This is a genomic window from Rhizobium sp. 01L410, from assembly GCF_056400165.1.
This window is the reverse complement of record NZ_JBFTST010000005.1, coordinates 204,703-223,992: the sequence shown is the minus strand read 5'-3', so window position 1 is coordinate 223,992 and position 19,290 is coordinate 204,703. Positions and strand designations below refer to the sequence as shown.

The window sequence follows — 19,290 nt, the reverse complement described above, 5'->3', positions numbered from 1 at the left end:
ATGCCTGTCTGCCATAGCGTCCGGCGACCAGCAACCGCTGATGAAGACTTATACGATTGGTTACTGATATTGGATTATCGAAGATGCTGATCAAGAAGAACGGCGTCTTAACGGCCGGATGAACGCCAGCAAAAGATTCGGATCGACAGCGACCAATCTCCGCCTTGGTCAGTCCCGTCGCGATCGGTAGAAGGTCAATCGAATTGATCTGGCGTTGCGAGTATCTAGCAACTGAGCGATGGCACACCTTGTCGGCGTCTATGCTCTGGCCGGCGAATTGTCTCGCTCATCCTACTTTCAGGAAGCACTGGAGCGCTACGAGGAAATTATGCGGCCCTATGTGGAAAAGGGACAGAACGTCCCGAAATTCGCTCCAAAAATGCTGCAGCCACAGACCTTGCTGGGCGTCGCCTCGCAGCGAGGCGTTCTGCGCGTCTCTGACACGCCGGGCATTAAGCAGCTCGTGACCAAGCTGTCTTATCCGGCGCGGACGACTTCAAACTGCCCGAGTACGGCGCCATCCCTTCATAGAGTAGACGCGACCGGTTGCAACGCTCTCCGTCACAAATAAATGATTGGAACCTCTAGGTTTTCCGCGTGTTTTCGATCCACAAACCAAGAGGAAACACCCATGAAGAAAATTATCCTTCTGACCGCGAGCCTCGCGCTTGTCGCCTCAGCGGCCGTTGCCCAGAGCCAAACGCCGACCACCTCGCAGACGACGCCAGCGGTCAATACCGAGCAAAATCCCGGTGCACCTGTCGCGGGTAAGAACAGCTTCACCGAAACTCAGGCCGAGTCCCGCATCGAAGAGGCCGGCTACACCGACGTATCCGGTCTGAAGCTCGACGATCAGGGCGTTTGGCGCGCCACCGCTTCCAAGGACGGCAAGTCCGCCAACGTCTCCCTGGACTTCCAGGGCAACGTCACGCTTGCCAAGTAAAAATATAACGGAGGAATCCCCATGAAGACCACAATCACAGGACTGTATGACAGTTACGACGATGCAAAGGCGGCCGTGAAAGCGCTCGAAGATGCGGGCGTCCCGTCGGACGACATCAGCATAGTCACCAACAAGGCTAATGGCGACGTCGATGTCGAAGGGCAAGGCAACCGGGCAGGCGAAGGTGCCGGCGCCGGTGCAGGCCTCGGCGCCCTGGCTGGCGGCGCGGGCGGTCTGCTGACCGGCCTTGGCCTCCTTGCCATTCCAGGCGTTGGTCCCGTCGTTGCTGCGGGCTGGCTCGCGGCCACGGCGGCTGGCGCAGTCGCTGGTGCCGTTGCTGGCGGCGCCGTCGGCGGGATCGTCGGCGCGATGGTCGAATCCGGTGTGCCGGAAGAAGATGCCAACTTCTATGCTGAAAGCATTCGTCGCGGCGGCTCTGTCGTGACGGCGCGTGTGGAAGACGACCGTCGCACGTCCGTAGACGCGATCCTCAACAGATCGCCGCGGGTAAACGTCGCAGAGCGTCGGGCACGTTATGCCGAGCAGGGTTGGACACGTTTCGACGAGACCGCCGGTCCCTACACGAACGAGCAGATCGCCGCCGAGCGCGACCGTTATCGCGTCAACCGTCTGTAATTTGTTCTATAGGAAACCATCGGAGGCCTCGCAGTCGCTGCGGGGCCTTTTTTGATTTGGGTCGGCGGGACTTTTTCGCGGCGCCGACGTTGTCCTCTCACGATCGAAAGGAGATCGAGATGTCATCGAAAGCCACCGCAGCAAAGCAGCGCGATATCCAAGACCAGGTCGCGAAGGCCGACGAAAAGTCAAAATCGACGCCTAGCGGCGCGATGCAGGCGGGTGCGCGGAAATACCCGGAACCGCCTTTCCCGAAAGTGCATCAGAAGAAGCCTGGCTCCGAGGCTGACCTACCGCTCATGCCGCTCTACGATGCGCCGTTCTACAAGGGGTCGGGAAAGCTGAAGGACAAGGTCGCACTCATCACCGGTGGAGATTCGGGCATTGGCCGCTCGGTCGCGATCCTGTTCGCACGCGAGGGCGCCGACGTCGCCATAGTCCATCTCGACGAGAACGAGGATGCGGCAAACACCAAAGCCGTGGTTGAGAAGGAAGGCCGCCACTGCTTGGTTATCAAGGGCGATGTGAAAGACCCCAAGTTCTGCCGTGACGCTGTAGCCCAGACTGCCAAGCAGTTCTCTCGTCTCGACATCCTCGTCAACAACGCCGCTTTCCAGGTCCATACCGCCGAAATCGAGGATCTTACCGACGAGCATTTCGACGAAACACTGAAGACCAACCTGTACGGCTATTTCTATATGGCCAAGGCCGCAATTCCTCACCTCTCCAACGGGTCGGCGATCATCAACACCGGATCGGTCACCGGATTGGAAGGCTCTAAGGAGCTGCTCGACTATTCGATGACGAAGGGCGGCATTCACGCTTTTACCAAGGCCCTGTCCAGCCAGCTCGTCCCGAAGGGCATCCGCGTCAACGCCGTCGCGCCCGGACCGGTCTGGACGCCGTTGAATCCTTCTGACAAGCAGGCCGACGACGTCGCGAAGTTTGGCAGTCAGACGCCGATGAAACGCGCCGCTCAGCCTGAGGAGATTGCGCCCGCCTACGTCTTCCTCGCATCGCCACAGATGTCCAGCTACATCACCGGCGAAATCCTCCCCATCGTCGGCGGCTACTGAGGTTGGAGATGGCGAAGTTCTACTTTCAACTGCTTGACCACGAAGGCGTCCGTCCTGCGGAGATGCTGTACGACTTCGACACTGCGGAAGCTGCGATCGAGGAAGCGCGCACGGCGCTGTCCGAAATGGCAGCCGATGGGCTTCCGACCAGTGAATACAAAATGCTGTCCGTCGAGGTCTTCGACGAAGAACGAAAACCGGTCCGGGAGATCAGGCTTGTTCTCGAGGAAATCGACAAGACCGCAACTGCAGATCCAATAACCGAGGAGACCGAACATGGTCACTAGAAGTAACGACACCGAATCGCCCAAGGTCACCGAAACCGCCATCGAAGCACGCCAGGGCAGCTTCGGGAAGCCGGTCTTCATCGTTCTCGTTTGTGGCATCTTGCTCGCACTGCTCGCCTGGGGCGGGGTCGAGATTTGGGGCGAGAGTATCGATCGAGACGCCGAGCCCACGGCTTCGACGAAGGCCGATCCGATCAACGCACAGCCGTCCGGCGCCGGAACGTTCGACAACAACGCAGCCGACGGCAGCAGCCGTCCGCCCGAAGCGACCGATCGTTCTCCGACTCCGAGTGGCAGTGGCAGCGGCCCGACACAGGTGACGACGCCAGCCGGAACCGAGAAAATTAAATAGATCGGGATCGCCAACACCGCAAACTCTGGGGCGAGTGGTCTCGCCCCAAGCATTCGAATTTGCCCGAACGAATAACCGAACGGAGAAATCGATGAGCGACCTCAAGAAGGGCGACAAAGTCACCTGGGACACCAGTCAAGGGAAATCCAAAGGCAAGGTCGTGAAGAAACAGACGACGCCAACCAAGATCAAGGGCCACGATGTCAAGGCGTCACGATCCAATCCCGAATACATCGTCGAAAGCGAAAAGACTGCCAAGCGCGCAGCTCACAAGCCAGGTAGCCTGACCAAGACTGGCGATAGTTCGAAACCCTAAACCAAGCTGACCGCACGCTTCACATGGACGACGACGGAACGATCCCGAGGGTCGGCGTCAGAAACACGTCGTTATCTTTTTGCTCGCTCGCAGCGCTGGAGACCGCTGAGCGAACTTCAGCCTCTTCCCAGCCGGCATCGACCGCCGATGTCAACAATTCGGCCGCCTTGTCTTCATCGGACGCGCTCGAAGTTTCGTCCAAGTGCCTTCGTGCCGTTTCCAGGCATTGCTTCAAATCCTCGATCCGGGCGGGGTCGTCGGCGGAATGGCTTGGGGATGCGACGTAGGTCATGGTGGCTCCTTTGATTTTAGGATTAACGGCGAGCGTGCCCGGGAGTTCCGCGCAGGGTTTTGGCTTTTCCTTACCGCTTCTTCAAGGGATCGTGCCCCCAGTTCATTAGCGAGTAGCGCCATGCCGAACGCTCCTTGTCCACCTTCGGTCCGCCTTGGGAGAGATGCCTGTGCACGTAGCCTACGACTTTTCGCATATGCTCATAGTCCTCGTCCGTCAGATCTGCCCTCTTCTTGTGCTTGATATCGACGATACGTCGTCCGGAGTGATGATCGATCGACTCCTTGCGGCCGTCCGCCTTCCACCCGTTGACGAGGCTCTCCTCCGTGCGCAGCCACTTCTCCAGCTCCGAAGGCGACATGTTCACCGCTTCGGCGAAATCAGCCAGGACCTGATTGGTGTCGATGTCGCTGTCTTTTGTCATTTGATCCTCCTGAAATGCTCCACACCCGTACGACGACGAACGCCGGTTATCGCGGAAAGTTTCGCGCGTAATACCTGTGGTGAGGAGAGAGATCTCAACGGACATCTCGCCGAAACGCGGCGACGCACGATCCATTCGTTCCGCGTTCAAGGACGCGGCGCATTTTTAACCGCCGATCAACAGCGATCTAAAAGCCAGCCGGTGCGCTATCCACGGACGGTCGCCGGTCTTTCGCGCACGTGACGTAGTCGGAGAAGCTGTCTTCGAGAAACTGAATACCTGACCCGATTGATGTCCGAGGATGTAGCATATGAACCACTTGGGGTCCGCGCCGATCAGTTTTCCCGAAGACTATCAGGTTGGCCATAATGGACCAATGCTATGATGAACATCTTCTCTCGCTCGTATGTTCGCCACATGTCCGCAGTCGATAACGTCCAGGCTCGCTAGCCGGGTCACCGCCAATATGCAACGCGGGCGCCCAGGTCATGCGCGCCGACGGCGAACCGCTCGAAACCCAATTCGTTCACAACGCGACCTGGTCGCGGGCCATCGCGCGGTTCGAATAGACATCGGCCCCGGTATCCGGTTTCCCGCTCCGTCAGTAGCCTCGAAGGTCGGGCACGACGACGGTGAACATATCGGTCGTTTCGGTGCCACGGCCGTCCAGCACATTCTTGTTTGCGGTCAGCCGTGGAGAAAGGAGCAGCGGCAGTCCGCTGCCCCCAACGAGCGTGTCGATGCCGATGCCATCACCTCGAACATGGCGTTGTTCGAAGCCTTCGATGATCCCTGACATTGAATGTCCTCGCCAATTGGGCTCAGGTTACGCTACGGCGCTACGAGCCTGCTCGGGATGCTTTCCCTCTGCGAACTCCTCAACGATTTTCGCGCAGAACGCCGGCAGGTCGTCTGGCTTGCGGCTCGTAACGAGCCCCTTGTCGGTGACAACCTCCTTGTCCACCCACGTTCCACCCGCGTTTTCGATGTCTTTCCGGATCGACGAGTAGGACGTCACGGTACGACCTTTCAGGACGTCTGCTTCCACCAACAGCCACGGACCGTGGCAGATGACACCGACGGGCTTCGCTTGCTTAAAGAACGACCGGACGAACGACACGGTGTCGGCATCGGCTCGCAGCTTATCCGCGCCGACGCATCCGCCTGGAATGATGAGGCCGTCGAAGTCGCTTGCGGCGACATCCGTCACCTTCTTGTCGACCGTATAGGAGCTACCGGGGTCAAGGTCGCTGTTGTTTGTCTTGGCTTCTCCAGCCTCGATGCCGACGACGGTAACCGTCGCGCCAGCGGCTTCGACCGCGTCCCTGGGCTTCTTGAACTCGGGCTCTTCGGTGCCGCGGGGTGCGATGAGGATCGCGATCTTCTTGCCTTCGAGAGTCATCGTTGTCTTCCTAGTTGTTGAGATTTCGACCGTGAGGTCACCGGTAGAAAACCCCTTTTGGAAGTCGAAGTTCCCAGCTCGAGATCAGCGATTTTTGGTTGGATCGTGACACCGGCCACTGCGCTCAGCGCGTATCGATGCCAGTGGCACCGGCATCAACGAGCGTTGGCGGCAATCGGAAAGTCGCTTTCAATCCAACGAAGGCGTAGTCTTTTGCCCCACAGCCTTTTGGATGACAGGTCACGTAGGTTCCAAGCGCGATTGCCAGGGCCATCGCCGTTGTTCCGAAGATCAGGCCATACGTCCAGGCGACGCTGAGACGAAGTTCGGCGAGCGCGCCAAAGATGGCGGATGAAGCCGACACGCCAAGAAAGACGAGCGTGTTGAGCGCGCCAAGTCCGATGCCTCGCATTCGATCCGGGAGCAATGCCTGAGCCTAGGTCATCGCCACCGGATGAATGTTGCCCGTGGCGTAGAGCAGTGCCAACCCTGCGGATGCCGCAAACACGCTTGATCCCGGTGAGAGGGCGAGAAGAACCGCGCTTAGAAGGCCGATGACATAGGTGGCGGTCACGAGTGTCCGACCATGTATGCCATTTGAGTAGCACGAATGGCAATGCGAGCGAAGTCGCAACTCCGAATATGCTCACCCCGGTCAGTACTGCGCCAACATCGGTGTCGCGCCCGAAGACGTCCGTAAGGTACGGTCCAGCCCAAGCGTTTTCGAAAAGTGCCTCCGAGCGAGGGCGTGAAGCAGATGGGTACGAGATAGAGGAGGTGGGACAACCTCCACGAGCTAGCGGCGCTTACCTGAACAGCGTTTAACGACGAGCCTGTCTGTCGTAGGGTTGCCGCGACTGAGAAGGCGCAGCCCAGCATCATCATCGAGGCCGCCAGCATGCAGCGCGCCGCCCGCACTCTGCCGTGAACCATGATAACGGAGACGCTGAGAGCAGCGCTCCCACGGAACCTACAGAACTCACCGTGGCCGCCAGGCGGGCGGCTTTGTCTGGTGAATGAAGTCGTCCGAGATAGTAGAAAACGCCCATCGGCGCACATCCAATTCCGATCGCAACCTGACCAGCGGCGGCGGACCAGAAATCGGATGAAGCCGCCAAAAGTGCTGAACCTGCAGCGCCCGCGATCATCATTAAGGTCATCGGTAACCGCATGCCCCAGCGATCGAAGGCGATGCCGACAGGAATTTGTAGCACCGCGAACGATCCGAAAAACGCAGACGCAAGCCAACCGAATTCAACAGGCGAGAGTCCGAGTTCATTCGAAATCAGCGGCCCGACGACACCGAAATAGCTTCGAAGCAGAGAGCGGATAGAGATGCGCGCATTCATTCCCCGCAAGAAAACCAGGCTCCAAGACCGGGATGAGTTTCAGTCCCGCTTATCGGAGCTCATGTCCGATCTTCGAGATACTGCTCCGCTCCTTCAATGGGCCGAAGCCATTTCTCCCGCCGTTTTATCCATAATTCGTACGTCGGTGCGAGCGGTGTGGGCGCCTCGGTGAGGATGCCGAGCTTGATCTCGGCCTCGTCCTCGTTCGCCGAGAACAACCTGGAACCGCAGTTCGGACAAAAGCGCCGTCCAGCGAACTCGCGCGTTTCGCCCTTGGATTCGAATTCAGCAGCCGGCCACACTGCGAAAAACGTGAAGGCCGAACCGCTTTCCTGTCGGCAGTCGGTGCAGTGACAGATGCCGATCCTGACCGGGTTGCCACGCAGGGCAACTCGGACGTTTCCACATTTGCAGGAACCGGTCAGTGTTGTCATTTCGGGGCTCCTGTTCCGTCGTCCACCACCTCCGTATCCGGACGATCTCCCCCGTCGACGTGCTCGCTGTGCCAGCGACCATCCGAAAGTTGATAGGAAATCTCAGCGTCGCGACCTTCGAGATGCTGCCGTTCCGCGGCCGACTTCGCAGCGGACAACGCCACGTCATGGTCGGCGAAAGTCTCCGACCAGACGTCGCCCAGCCTGTAACCGTAGCCGCCGTCGTGCGCACCGACATGGTATGTAAGTTTCGTCATTCTGTTTCCTCCATTTGACACCTTATCTAGTGCAACGCGGCCATGGGCCAAGCCCGTCTCGCCGCGCCCCGATAGCCAACAATCTTTCGGCATGCTAACCACCCTTATCGAGAGGGAGTCTCATGAGAAGGAAGCTTGTCGCCGTCGCCGTCGCCGCGCTTGCTCCGGTCGTCGCAATGCTCGGATATAACGAGTATGCGATGCGGAGTCAGCGCAACGACGAAGTGCGCGCACAAGCTGCGCAGGCGGCCCGGCAGGCGTCCTCAGAAGTCGAGCGGATCGTCGAAGGACTGCACTCGCTTCTCATCTCCGTGCGCTCCATGCCGGCAGTGCGGAACCTCGACCCCGACGTCTGCAACGCGTTCCTTAGGTCGGTTGCATCCAGCGTCCCGAACATCCGGATGATCTTCGTCGTCGATCTCGAAGGCAGGCCCGTATGCGGAAGCGTTGAAGCCCCTGCGAGCGTGACGTTTTCCGATCGTGATTACTTCACGGCTGCCGTCGCCGGCGAGGACTTCGTCGTCGGGACGTACACAAAGAGCAGGATGTCGGACACGGCCGTTCTGCCCGTGGCGATGCCGGTGGTCGTTGACGGCACCACGAAGGCGGTGGTTGTTAGCGGGGTCAAGCTCGACTGGCTTCAGAAACGCATCGCCGAGCGCGGGGTCGCTCCAGGCAATGCCGTCACGATCGCAGATAGCGGCGGCACCATCCTCGCGCGCGTGCCACAGCCGGAACGTTTCGTTGGAACTGTCATCCCTCACGATTTTCAAAAGCTGGTCCACGCCGTGCAGCCGGGCGTGATCGAGGTGGTGAGCCAGGATGGAACCGAGCGTGTCCTTGGCTATCAGCCAATTACGCCGGGCGGCAGTCCCCTCTATGTGAGCGCTGGCTTCTCGAAGGACGAGGCGTTCGCCCCCATCAACCGGGCGACGACCATCAACGTCCTTGCGATCGTTGGAGGCGTTGTTGTTGCCTTCCTGGCGGCTTTCTTCGTGGGGACCAGGTTCTTGATATCGCCAGTGGTTTCGGTCGCCTCGGTCATGGATCGCTGGCGTTCGGGCGAGCTTACGGCCCGCACCTCGATGAAACCCACCGACGAAATGCACGCCGTGGGCGCTGCGCTCGATTCCCTTCTCGACGAGCTCGACTGTCGTCGCGTCCAGAACGAGCGGGCCGAGGAGGAGCGAATGCTTCTGGTCCGCGAGCTTGCGCATCGTGTCAAAAACGGCTTTACCCTTGTGCAGGCTATTGCCCGTCAGAGCTTCAGCAAGGCCGATCCCGACGCCTACCATTCGTTCGCGAGCCGACTGTCGTCTCTGGCATCGACATACGATCTCCTTCTGTCGAAAGACGCGAGCGCCTCTACCGTGCGAGAGGTGGTCGAGACCGCGCTGCGGTCTCACGGGGGCGACGATCACCAGCGCTTCCGAATTGATGGGCCGGAGGTTGCCCTGCCTGCAAACCTGGCGCTTCCGCTTTCGCTCGTCATTCACGAGCTGGCTACCAACGCTACCAAGTACGGAAGCCTTGGCAGCGATGGCGGACTGGTTTCCATCGAATGGACTTACGGCGACGGGCGGCTTTACCTGCTCTGGACGGAAACAGGCGGCCCGCCAGTCTCAGCACCGACGCGCAAGGGGTTTGGATCCATTCTCATCGAAAGAGCGTTTCCTGCTGCCGCAAAAGCCCGCTATAACCCAGATTACCGGCCCGAAGGCCTGGCGTTTGAAGTTGGTTTCACGGTGGAACCGTTCGCTACCGCGGACGCTCGGGTTCAAAGCGAGGAGGGAAAATGACTGCGAGTCGCACCAAAATCCTCGTAGTGGAAGACGAGCCTCTCTTGATGATGATGGCGGTCGGGGTCGTCGAAGACGCTGGTTTCGAGGCCATCGAAGCAAGCAACGCCGATGAAGCGATCGCGCTTCTTGAGAGCGATCCTGCAATCGTCATCCTCTGGACCGACATCGACATGCCGGGTTCCATGGATGGCTTGAAGTTAGCCGCGGCCGTTCGCGACCGCTGGCCGCCCGTCGAAATTCTCATCGTTTCAGGCAAACAGCGTCCAGGCAGCAACGAAATTCCGGAGCGCGGCGTTTTCATTCCGAAACCGTATGACAGTCGCATGGTTGCCGAAACACTGGTCCGGATGGCCGCCTAGGCTATGTGCAGGCCGTCCCGGCTGCCTTGCCTCAACGCCGACGTTTACGTTGTCGGCAGTGGTACTCCAGTCTCTCCAGAGATTGCCGTAATCCACCTGTGGGTCATCGATATGGTGTCGCCCCCGGTCAGAAATGATCCATTCGAGTTGCAGGCTGCGGGCGACAGCCACCTCGCTTTCGGGGCGATACCGCCGGAACATCGGTTTAGGGTGGAACAACAGCCATATTTCGAAGTTTCTTTGGCTCTGGTTGGCGTACTGCGCCCCGCCATGCCCGACCTTGGAGACAGCGTTTATGATGCCCGCGCGCCAACTACCAATTTCGAGACCTCGGATTTACTATGTGAACCTCATTGATCTTTCGGACGCCAATAGCTGGCTGCAAACCCTAGATCACGCTGCCTCATTGCATTTTGACACAGTGATGACCGCACCGCTTTTTTGCGGTGGCATCGTAGACGTTTCAAGTCGCAAATTTATCGATAACGGGTCGAGGCTTCCCAACTCGTTGAATGACCACCTATCGTTTCTATGTGAAAGCGCAGCATCTAGAGGCCTGGGCCTCATGATGGACGCACCGATTGCAACCTTTCGAACAGAAGGGGGCGTCGGGTTAGGGGCTCTTGATCCCCGTCACGCACCATCTGCTCCATGGCGACACGCCGACAGCGCGACGTTAGACGTCCAAGCTCTCATTGCACGCGTTTCGGAGCTTTCCGAACTCGGCGTCGCCGGCTTCCGGTTCTTGGGACTGGAGCGGCTTGGGGATTTGGATTTGCAACGCCTGGGTGGGTTCAATTTCGGGCATAAACGGCCGTTGCGGCTCGTCTATACGCCCGGTACCGATTTCGCCTTTCGCGCCAGATTGGAAGGCCGCGGCTTCGATGGCGTATTTTCGTCTCTTGCCTGGTGGGACATGCGCGAGGGATGGTTTCTCCAAGAACACCGTTTACAACGAGCGCTAGGCCTGCAGGTGGCGTTTCCAGAAGCGCCTTTCGCTAGACGATTAGCCCACGGAACAGAAGGTCGCGAGGTACGAGAACGAAGATCCTTGCGTGCCCTCCGGCTGTCCGCCGCTCTCGGAGACGGGTTGTTGATTCCGATGGGTTTCGAATTTGGTGCCGTACTTCCGCTCGACGTGACGCGTGGCGGAGAACTAGACTTCGACATGCTTCGGTCTGGCGGAGCATTCGATATTTCCTCGTCAGTCCGGGAGGCCAACGACGCCATTGCCTCCTCAAGGCCGATGGTGCCGACGGCATACGTGACTTCTCCGCAAGCAACCGCCATAACCTTAGCCGATCACGATGACCTTCGCGTGGCGGAGCGGGTGGGGATCGTGGTCATCAACCGAGACCTTCGCCGGCCCAGTCCCTTGCCCTGGGAAATTGTCTCACAGGCCGCAGCGCCTTTTTTTGTCCAAGCTCCCGGAAGCGAACCTAGATTCCTAGCGGCTGGAGAACTTCAACTGCTCAATGCGGCCGTAGGCGACGAGATTGTCAGCGAGAGCGTGTCTTCGCCGGGAGCGGCGTCTAATGAGTCGGAACGGATCGCAATCGAGAATATCGAGCCGCAAGTCGATAAAGGGCGTTTTGCCGCAAAGCGCGTTGTCGGGGAGACGGTTTCCGTCAAAGCGGACATTTTCGCCGATGGCCATGATCGGCTGGCAGCGTCTCTTCTGTATCGTGCCGTTGATGATGCCAACTGGACGGAATCTCCTCTCATCCTCGACAACAACGATCGGTGGGTGGGGCAATTCCGGCTCGACAGGATCGGTCGCTATGAATTTTGCGTTGAAGCTTGGAAAAATCCGTTTGCCATATATCGCCATGAACTCTCAAAGAAAGCTGAAGCTGGTTTGGATCTCACGCTCGAATTGATCGAGGGGGAGGCGCTTTTGCGCGAGGCCAGCGAAAGAATGGCGGCCCCCGGAGAAAAAATCACTGAAATTTTAAAAATCTTGGCAAATAGCGACCCTAGTGAAAAGATGAAGGTGCTTCTGTCTTCTCATCTGTCGGCACTGATGTCGGAAGCCGACGAGCGTCCATTCCGCACCCGTTCACCACCCTCGCTTGTTGACGCTGAACGAGTGCAGGCTGCATTCGCAAGCTGGTACCAGGTCTTTCCGCGGTCGCAAAGCGGTGACACCGAGCGTCACGGCACGTTCGACGACGTCATCAGCCGACTATCGGCAATTCGCGACATGGGATTTGACGTCCTATATTTTCCCCCCATTCATCCGATCGGAAGTACGAACCGGAAAGGTCGTAACAACAGTCTTAGGGCGGAGCCGGGCGATCCCGGCAGCCCTTACGCAATCGGGTCGCCGGAGGGGGGCCATGATGCAATACATCCGGAGCTCGGTGGCTTCGAAGGGTTTAGGCGTCTTGCCAAGGCAACCCGAGAACATGGATTGGAACTTGCGTTGGACCTCGCGATCCAAGCATCCCCGGACCACCCTTGGCTAACGGATCACCCAGGCTGGTTCGAATGGCGCCCGGATGGCACCATCCGCTACGCCGAAAACCCGCCCAAGAAGTACGAAGACATCGTCAATGTCGACTTCTATTCCAAAGACGCGGTGCCCGCCCTTTGGGAGGAACTGCGCGATATTGTCCAGCTATGGGTGGACGAGGGCGTCAAACTGTTCCGCGTGGACAATCCGCACACCAAACCGTTCCCCTTCTGGGAGTGGTTGATTGGCGACATCCGCGCTCGTCACCCAGACGTCGTGTTTCTGTCGGAAGCGTTTACGCGACCGAAGGTGATGTACCGCTTGGCCAAGGTCGGCTTTTCGCAGTCTTACACCTATTTCACTTGGCGCAACACCAAGTGGGAGCTCGAGCAGTACATGATGGAGATTACCCAGACCGAGGCCAAGGAATTCTTTCGGCCGCACTTCTTTGTCAACACGCACGACATCAATCCGGACTTCCTCCAGGATGCTCCACGGCCAGCATTCGCCATCCGCGCTGCCTTGGCTGCGACGCTGTCAGGGCTCTGGGGCGTCTATAACGGTTTCGAACTTTGCGAGGGCCGTCCGGACGTCAAGCGCAAGGAATATGCTGACAGCGAGAAATATGAAATTCGCGCTTGGGACTACGACCGTCCCGGCAACATAAAACCTGAAATCACGATGTTGAACCGCATTCGGCGCGACAATTCCGCTCTCCATTCCCACCTTGGTCTTACACTCCTCAGTTCTTCAAATCCCAATGTGATGTTTTTTGAGAAGGCGGCGCCCGGCCGTCACAATGTTTTGCTCGTTGGGATTTGCCTCAACCCTCACGGAATCGAGGAAAGTACTGTCGAGATCCCGTTATGGCAGTTTGGAAAAGACGATGGCGGCACGCTGGACTTAGAGGACCTGGTCAGCGGCCGAAGGTTCTTGCTTACGGGCAAGTGGCAGACGCTCCGGCTGGATCCGTGGCATTTGCCGTTCGCAATCTGGCGCGTCAGAACAGGAGAGATTTGAAATGGACGCCGTGTCGACAAGCGAGAACCGGACCGAGACTGCGGACTCCACGCTGTGGTACAAGGACGCCATCATTTATCAGTTGCACATTAAGTCGTTCTACGACGCCAACGGCGATGGGATAGGGGATTTCGAAGGACTCTTCGAAAAGCTCGATCACATTGCGGCGCTTGGCGTCAATGCCATCTGGCTGCTGCCCTTCTTTCCTTCACCGCGGCGCGACGACGGTTACGACATCGCAGACTATGGCAGCGTCAGTCCCGATTACGGCACGATTGACGACTTCCGCAAATTCGTTGCAGCCGCCCACGATCGGAACATCCGGGTGATTATGGAGCTGGTCATCAACCATACCTCCGACCAGCACCCCTGGTTTCAACGGGCGAGGCAGTCTGCTCCGGGGAGCCCCGAACGCGACTTCTATGTCTGGTCTGACAACGACCGTAAATTCCCCGAGACCCGCATCATATTCATAGACACCGAGAAATCCAATTGGACTTGGGATCAGACCGCTGGGGCATACTACTGGCATCGCTTCTACTCGCACCAGCCCGATCTTAATTTCGACAATCCACTCGTAATGAAAGAACTGCTGTCTGTGATGCGCTTTTGGCTGGAGACGGGAATCGATGGTTTTCGTCTGGACGCAATCCCGTACCTGGTTGAACGTGAAGGGACGAATAACGAGAACCTGCCGGAAACGCATGCAATCCTGAAGCGGATCCGAGCGGCGCTCGACGAAACCCATCCTGGCGTCATGCTGCTTGCCGAGGCCAACCAGTGGCCGGAGGATACCCGCGAATATTTCGGGGATGGAGACGAGTGCCACATGGCGTTTCATTTCCCCCTCATGCCGCGGATGTATATGGCAATTGCAAAGGAGGATCGCTTTCCGATCACAGACATTATGCGGCAGACCCCGGACATTCCTGATACATGCCAGTGGGCAATCTTTCTGCGAAATCACGACGAGCTGACGCTGGAGATGGTGACCGATGCGGAACGCGACTACCTCTGGGACACGTATGCGTCCGACAAGCGGGCGCGTATCAATCTCGGCATCCGGCGCCGTCTCGCACCGCTCATGGAGCGCGACCGTAGGCGGATCGAGCTGATGAACGCACTTCTTCTATCGATGCGTGGCACACCTGTGCTGTACTATGGCGACGAGATCGGAATGGGCGACAACATCTATCTCGGAGATCGCGACGGCGTTCGCACACCGATGCAGTGGTCCCCCGATCGTAACGGCGGGTTTTCTAAAGCCAATCCTGCGCGCTTGGTGCTTCCGCCCGTTTCGGACGCGCAATATGGCTATGAGGCCCTCAACGTCGAATCCCAGACTTCAGACGCGCACTCGTTGTTGAACTGGACGCGCCGAATGCTGGCCTTGCGCAGTCGCCATCCCGCTTTCGGCAGAGGATCGCTCCGATTTCTGACACCGGAGAACCGGCGCATTCTGGGCTATATCCGCGAGCATGACGACGAGGTGATACTGTGCGTGGCCAACCTGTCGCGAGTCCCTCAAGCCGTCGAACTTGACCTCTCGGCTTACGAGGGTCGAGTGCCTGTCGAGCTTACGGGTATGTCGCCTTTTCCGCCGATCGGGCAGCTCACCTATCTTCTGACGCTGCCACCCTACGGATTCTTCTGGTTTCAACTCAACGCTCAATCGGACGGTCCCGCATGGCGCACCGCTCCGCCGGAGCAACTTCCAGATTTTCATACGGTTGTGATCCGGCGCAGCCTCACCGAACTTTTCGATGAAACTCCACATCAAGCCGTGCTGGCCGGCGACATTCTTCCGGCGTACCTGGCGAGACGGCGATGGTTCGGCGCAAAGGACCAGCCGCTTCAGTCGGCGAGACTGATTTCGGCGAGCTCCATACCCTTCGCCGACGGCGTCGTGCTCGGTGAAGTCGAGGCAGTCTTGCCCGATCACGTCGAAAGCTATCAGCTTCCGCTCGCGATCGAATGGGATGACACCACGCCCAACATCCTCGGGCAACAACTGGCCCTCGCGAGAATTCGGCAAGGGCGGCGTGTCGGTTTCTTGACGGATGGATTTACCGTCGAGCCCATGGCGCGGGGGATCATCGAGGGTCTGAAAAATCGATCTAAGATCACCGGTCGGTCCGGGACCATAGAGTATATTGGAACCGACTTCCTTGACCGCCTGGATATCAACGACGAGATGGAAATCAGGTGGTTATCAGCCGAGCAGTCTAATAGTTCTCTCATCGTTGGCGACGTCGCAATGATAAAACTCATTAGGCACGTCTTTGAAGGCATCCATCCCGAAGTAGAGATGACGCGCCATCTAACCCTGCAGGAATATGAACACACTGCACCCCTTCTTGGCGAGGTCGCTCGCACCGACGGAGAAGGGCGCCGCTCAACACTTATCGTCGTGCAAGGCGCTATCCGCAACCAGGGAGACGCGTGGAACTGGATGCTCGCCAATCTGCGCCGCGTTGCCGACGAGGTTGCGACCACCGAAGCCGAGCTGGACGCTGCCGACGATCAATTAAGGCCACTTCTCAGTTTCGTGGCCATGATCGGCCAGCGCCTCGGGGAGCTGCATGTGCTGCTAGCCAAGCCGACCGAAGATCCGTCTTTCGCACCCCGCCGGGCTGGATTGGCGGACGTCGACACGATCAAAAGATCGGTCACCGGGGAAATCGCGTATGCATTCTCGAAACTGCAGGAGATCGCTGATACTATTGAGGGCCCGCTCGAAGATGCAGTTCGGTCGCTGCTAGCTGAGAGGGACCAGATCCTAGATCTCGCGGCTCGGCGATCTGAAAAATCTGCGACGACGCTTCTTACGCGCGCCCATGGCGATTTCCATCTGGGTCAGATTTTGGTGACCGAAGGCGACGCCGTCATCATCGACTTCGAAGGCGAACCTGCGCGCAATCTCGCGGAGCGTCGTGCCAAGACGAGCCCCCTGCGGGACGCGGCGGGACTACTACGCTCGCTAGACTACCTGGTGGCAACCGCGACGCTCGAGAACGACGCTGTTTCCGACCATCACGATGAACGCCGGCGCCAACTTATCGTCCGGTTCGGCACTTCCGCCAAACGACTTTTTCTTGAAAATTACACTCATGCCTTGGCTGGATCGTCGAACCTGCCAAGTGATCCCCAGACGGTACAAGAACTCCTCGACATCTTTCTCTTGGAGAAGGCCGCTTACGAAATCGCCTACGAGGCCCGCAACCGGCCGAAGTGGCTTCCGATACCTCTGTTTGGTTTCGCCGAAATCGTGTCGCGGCTCCAAGGAGAGCCTGCATGACACAGCAAGCAGTAGCGATGACATCGGATCTTGATCCCGATGAACTGGTTGCGATCGTCGAGGGCCGGCACGGGGACCCTTTCGGCGTTCTCGGTCCGCATGAAACAGCCAACGGCGAGACGAAGGTCCGCACGTTTTTTCCAGGGTCGCTCGGCGTCGAGTTGCTTGACAGCCTCAGCGGCACGGTTCTCGCGGTATCGGCGCGAGTGCACCCGGCTGGATTCTTCGAAGCTTCGGTCGAAAGCGGCGCAAAGTACCGGCTGAAAATCCTCTGGCCAGGTGGCGCGCAGGAAACCGACGATCCCTATCGGTTTGCTCCGCTGCTCGGCGAACTCGACCTTCATCTTATTTCCCAGGGAACGCACTATCAACTTGCATCGGCGCTCGGCGCGAATCCGATTTGGGTCGAAGACGTTGAGGGTGTCCGTTTTGCCGTCTGGGCGCCGAATGCCCGTCGGGTGTCGGTTGTTGGTGACTTCAACACCTGGGACGGTCGACGACATCCTATGCGCCTGAGGCGCGAGGCTGGCGTGTGGGAGATCTTTATTCCGGATCTGACGGTTGGAGAGCGCTACAAGTTCGAGATTTTGGATGGTCAGGGGAGCGTGCTCGCGCAGAAGGCCGATCCAGTCGCACGAGCTGCTGAAGCCGCGCCGTCTACGGCTTCCGTCGTTGCGTCCCCTGAACCCGTCAGGTGGCGCGACGCTCGGTGGATGGAGAAACGCGCAAGCACAAACGTTTTGGGTCGTGCGATATCGATTTACGAGGTCCATGCTGGATCGTGGCTACGGGAAATGACCGACGGGGGCAGGTCACTCGACTGGTTCGAGCTCTCGCAGCGGCTGATACCGTACGTCAAAGAAATGGGGTTCACCCATGTCGAGCTCTTGCCGATCATGGAATATCCGTTCGGCGGTTCATGGGGATATCAGCCTTTAGGGCTGTTTGCGCCGACAGGACGGTATGGCACGCCAGAGGACTTCGGCTGTTTCGTAGACCGCTGCCACGATAGTGATATCGGCGTCATTCTGGACTGGGTTCCAGCTCACTTCCCCAGTGACGTCTGGGGCCTCGCTCGGTTCGACGGAACGGCTTTGTACGAGCACGAGGACCCGCGAGAAGGGTATCACCGCGACTGGAATACACTGATCTACAACTTGGGCCGGGCCGAGGTGAAAGGCTTCCTGATCGCCAGCGCTTTGGAGTGGTTGGACAGGTATCATGTTGACGGACTTCGTGTCGACGCCGTGGCCTCGATGCTTTACCGAGACTATAGCCGGCCAGAAGGGGAATGGATACCCAACCGGTATGGGGGCCGCGAGAACCTGGAAGCCATCGAATTTTTCAAGCATCTTAATAGCGTCGTGCATGAACGCCACCCGAACGTCTTGATGATCGCCGAAGAATCAACGGCGTTCCCAAAGGTGACGGCGTCGCCCGAAGATGGCGGCCTAGGCTTTGATATGAAGTGGAACATGGGCTGGATGCATGACACCCTCCACTACATGTCGGATGATCCCGTCTATCGCAAATACCATCACAGCTCTATGACATTCGGGATGATCTACGCCTACACGGAAAGGTTTGTCTTACCGTTTTCCCATGACGAGGTGGTGCACGGTAAGGGTTCTTTGCTGACGAAGATGCCGGGCGACGACTGGCAGAAGCGTGCAAACCTAAGAGCGCTTTACGGTTTCATGTGGGGCCATCCAGGCAAAAAGCTTTTGTTCATGGGGTGCGACATCGGACAGCGGAGCGAGTGGAACCACGACACTTCAGTCGAGTGGGATCTGCTCGACGAGCCTCGCCATGGCGGGCTCCAGCGATTGGTCAGGGATTTGAACCGAGTGTATTCTTATTTTCCGCCCCTACAATACGGAGACCTGAATTCGGATGGATTCGAGTGGGCTGTCGCTGACGATGCTGAACATTCTGTGCTGGCGATGATCCGGTACGACGAAAAGAAAAAGGCCGTCTGCCTCATCGTATCAAACTTTACGCCGGTACCACGGCACCGTTACCGGATAGGCGTGCCGTTGGACGGCCTTTGGCGCCGAATCCTCAGCACCGATGATACAGTATATGGTGGCTCCGGCATGGCAACTTCAGACGCTCAGTCCCAAACCAATGCCGCGCATGGTCGATCGTTTTCTATAGAGGCGGACTTGCCGCCCTTATCCACGGTTATGTTCATCCGAGAGTAAGGCGGCAGACGCATACGTCGTCGAGACGTCTTACGGGGATGATGTTCACCGGATGAAGCAGTGCTAAGTGGCCGGCTTGGCTGTTATTGCTGGTTGTCCTCACTCATCGTCTGGCTCGATAGACGATCGATGGCACCTCGGTTCGTGTGTCGGAGCACGCCGGAAAGCGAGTCACGTTCCTTATCAGACATCAGCTCATCGACGATTGTCATTGCCTCTGACAGAAGAGTTTCGCGGTCCCGCAGACCCTTATTGAAGAGTCTGGCGACTGCTACCGTCAGCGCTCCGACGGAGGTCGGGTCACCCGTTATTCCTTTGGCCCGTGCGATCTCCCTGACAACACTCGCGCACAGACGCGCGTCTTCTTTCGATGGCAAGCTCATA

22 protein-coding genes are annotated in these 19,290 nt (G+C 58.3%); 12 read left to right on the top strand and 10 right to left on the bottom strand.

Annotated features, from left to right (window positions below; all coding sequences use genetic code 11):
* The first annotated feature begins 238 nt into the window (after positions 1–238).
* From AC1DV9_RS13260 to AC1DV9_RS13230, 7 genes are all read left to right on the top strand, one after another.
* The gene (locus tag AC1DV9_RS13260; protein WP_477948340.1) at positions 239–571 is read left to right on the top strand and encodes a hypothetical protein; all 333 of its coding nucleotides are present in this window, start codon (positions 239–241) and stop codon (positions 569–571) included.
* Between the two features lie 60 nt (positions 572–631).
* Entirely contained in the window at positions 632–943 is a 312-nt protein-coding gene (locus tag AC1DV9_RS13255) for a PepSY domain-containing protein (RefSeq protein ID WP_477948339.1), read from the top strand.
* A gap of 21 nt (positions 944–964) precedes the next feature.
* Positions 965–1,579: a general stress protein gene (locus AC1DV9_RS13250; protein WP_112540224.1), complete on the top strand. Its 615-nt coding sequence runs from the start codon at positions 965–967 to the stop codon at positions 1,577–1,579.
* Positions 1,580–1,698: 119 nt separating this feature from the next.
* Positions 1,699–2,655 (top strand): SDR family oxidoreductase, encoded by a 957-nt coding sequence (locus AC1DV9_RS13245; protein WP_112516767.1) that lies wholly within the window; start codon positions 1,699–1,701, stop codon positions 2,653–2,655.
* Positions 2,656–2,663: 8 nt separating this feature from the next.
* Positions 2,664–2,942: a DUF6894 family protein gene (locus tag AC1DV9_RS13240; protein WP_477948337.1), complete on the top strand. Its 279-nt coding sequence runs from the start codon at positions 2,664–2,666 to the stop codon at positions 2,940–2,942.
* Entirely contained in the window at positions 2,932–3,294 is a 363-nt protein-coding gene (locus AC1DV9_RS13235) for a hypothetical protein (protein WP_112389396.1), read from the top strand. The genes AC1DV9_RS13240 and AC1DV9_RS13235 overlap by 11 nt, the downstream gene beginning before the upstream one ends.
* Positions 3,295–3,385: 91 nt before the next feature.
* Positions 3,386–3,610, top strand: a complete 225-nt coding sequence (locus AC1DV9_RS13230) for a hypervirulence associated TUDOR domain-containing protein (RefSeq protein WP_477948335.1) — start codon at positions 3,386–3,388, stop codon at positions 3,608–3,610.
* Positions 3,611–3,629: 19 nt separating this feature from the next.
* Here the strand turns inward: AC1DV9_RS13230 and AC1DV9_RS13225 are convergent, their stop codons facing one another.
* From AC1DV9_RS13225 to AC1DV9_RS13185, 9 genes are all read right to left on the bottom strand, one after another.
* Positions 3,630–3,902 (bottom strand): hypothetical protein, encoded by a 273-nt coding sequence (locus tag AC1DV9_RS13225; RefSeq protein ID WP_477948333.1) that lies wholly within the window; start codon positions 3,900–3,902, stop codon positions 3,630–3,632.
* Positions 3,903–3,972: 70 nt separating this feature from the next.
* Entirely contained in the window at positions 3,973–4,326 is a 354-nt protein-coding gene (locus AC1DV9_RS13220) for a DUF3140 domain-containing protein (protein WP_477948331.1), read from the bottom strand.
* A gap of 601 nt (positions 4,327–4,927) precedes the next feature.
* Complete coding sequence (locus AC1DV9_RS13215; protein ID WP_477948329.1) at positions 4,928–5,125, bottom strand: hypothetical protein; 198 nt, start codon at positions 5,123–5,125, stop codon at positions 4,928–4,930.
* A 27-nt stretch (positions 5,126–5,152) separates the two neighbouring features.
* Positions 5,153–5,728, bottom strand: a complete 576-nt coding sequence (locus tag AC1DV9_RS13210) for a type 1 glutamine amidotransferase domain-containing protein (protein ID WP_477948327.1) — start codon at positions 5,726–5,728, stop codon at positions 5,153–5,155.
* 124 nt (positions 5,729–5,852) lie between these two features.
* Positions 5,853–6,140 (bottom strand): hypothetical protein, encoded by a 288-nt coding sequence (locus tag AC1DV9_RS13205; protein ID WP_477948325.1) that lies wholly within the window; start codon positions 6,138–6,140, stop codon positions 5,853–5,855.
* A 24-nt stretch (positions 6,141–6,164) separates the two neighbouring features.
* Positions 6,165–6,302 (bottom strand): hypothetical protein, encoded by a 138-nt coding sequence (locus AC1DV9_RS13200; RefSeq protein WP_477948323.1) that lies wholly within the window; start codon positions 6,300–6,302, stop codon positions 6,165–6,167.
* Positions 6,303–6,609: 307 nt separating this feature from the next.
* Positions 6,610–7,077, bottom strand: a complete 468-nt coding sequence (locus AC1DV9_RS13195) for an MFS transporter (protein WP_477948321.1) — start codon at positions 7,075–7,077, stop codon at positions 6,610–6,612.
* Between the two features lie 59 nt (positions 7,078–7,136).
* The gene (locus tag AC1DV9_RS13190) at positions 7,137–7,511 is read right to left on the bottom strand and encodes a GFA family protein (RefSeq protein WP_477948319.1); all 375 of its coding nucleotides are present in this window, start codon (positions 7,509–7,511) and stop codon (positions 7,137–7,139) included.
* Positions 7,508–7,768, bottom strand: coding sequence for a hypothetical protein (locus AC1DV9_RS13185; protein ID WP_112389389.1), 261 nt, complete (start codon positions 7,766–7,768; stop codon positions 7,508–7,510). The genes AC1DV9_RS13190 and AC1DV9_RS13185 overlap by 4 nt, the downstream gene beginning before the upstream one ends.
* 122 nt (positions 7,769–7,890) lie before the next feature.
* On the opposite strand from AC1DV9_RS13185, the gene AC1DV9_RS13180 reads away from it, so the two are divergent.
* The 5 genes from AC1DV9_RS13180 (at position 7,891) to glgB (ending at position 18,906) form a co-directional block, all read left to right on the top strand.
* A complete protein-coding gene (locus AC1DV9_RS13180) occupies positions 7,891–9,567 on the top strand; it encodes a sensor histidine kinase (RefSeq protein ID WP_477948317.1) in 1,677 nt (558 codons plus the stop codon).
* Entirely contained in the window at positions 9,564–9,929 is a 366-nt protein-coding gene (locus AC1DV9_RS13175) for a response regulator (protein WP_112389387.1), read from the top strand. Before AC1DV9_RS13180 ends, AC1DV9_RS13175 begins: the two co-directional genes overlap by 4 nt.
* A gap of 295 nt (positions 9,930–10,224) precedes the next feature.
* On the top strand, positions 10,225–13,404 hold the full coding sequence (locus AC1DV9_RS13170) for an alpha-1,4-glucan--maltose-1-phosphate maltosyltransferase (protein WP_477948315.1): 3,180 nt from the start codon (positions 10,225–10,227) through the stop codon (positions 13,402–13,404).
* Position 13,405: 1 nt separating this feature from the next.
* Positions 13,406–16,702, top strand: a complete 3,297-nt coding sequence (gene treS, locus AC1DV9_RS13165; RefSeq protein WP_477948314.1) for a maltose alpha-D-glucosyltransferase — start codon at positions 13,406–13,408, stop codon at positions 16,700–16,702.
* Complete coding sequence (glgB, locus tag AC1DV9_RS13160; protein ID WP_477948313.1) at positions 16,699–18,906, top strand: 1,4-alpha-glucan branching protein GlgB; 2,208 nt, start codon at positions 16,699–16,701, stop codon at positions 18,904–18,906. The genes treS and glgB overlap by 4 nt, the downstream gene beginning before the upstream one ends.
* Positions 18,907–18,989: 83 nt before the next feature.
* On the opposite strand, the gene AC1DV9_RS13155 is transcribed toward glgB, so the two are convergent.
* Positions 18,990–19,289 carry a hypothetical protein gene (locus tag AC1DV9_RS13155; RefSeq protein WP_477948312.1) on the bottom strand — a complete coding sequence of 100 codons (300 nt, stop codon included), beginning with the start codon at positions 19,287–19,289 and terminating at the stop codon, positions 18,990–18,992.
* Between the last annotated feature and the right edge of the window lies 1 nt (position 19,290).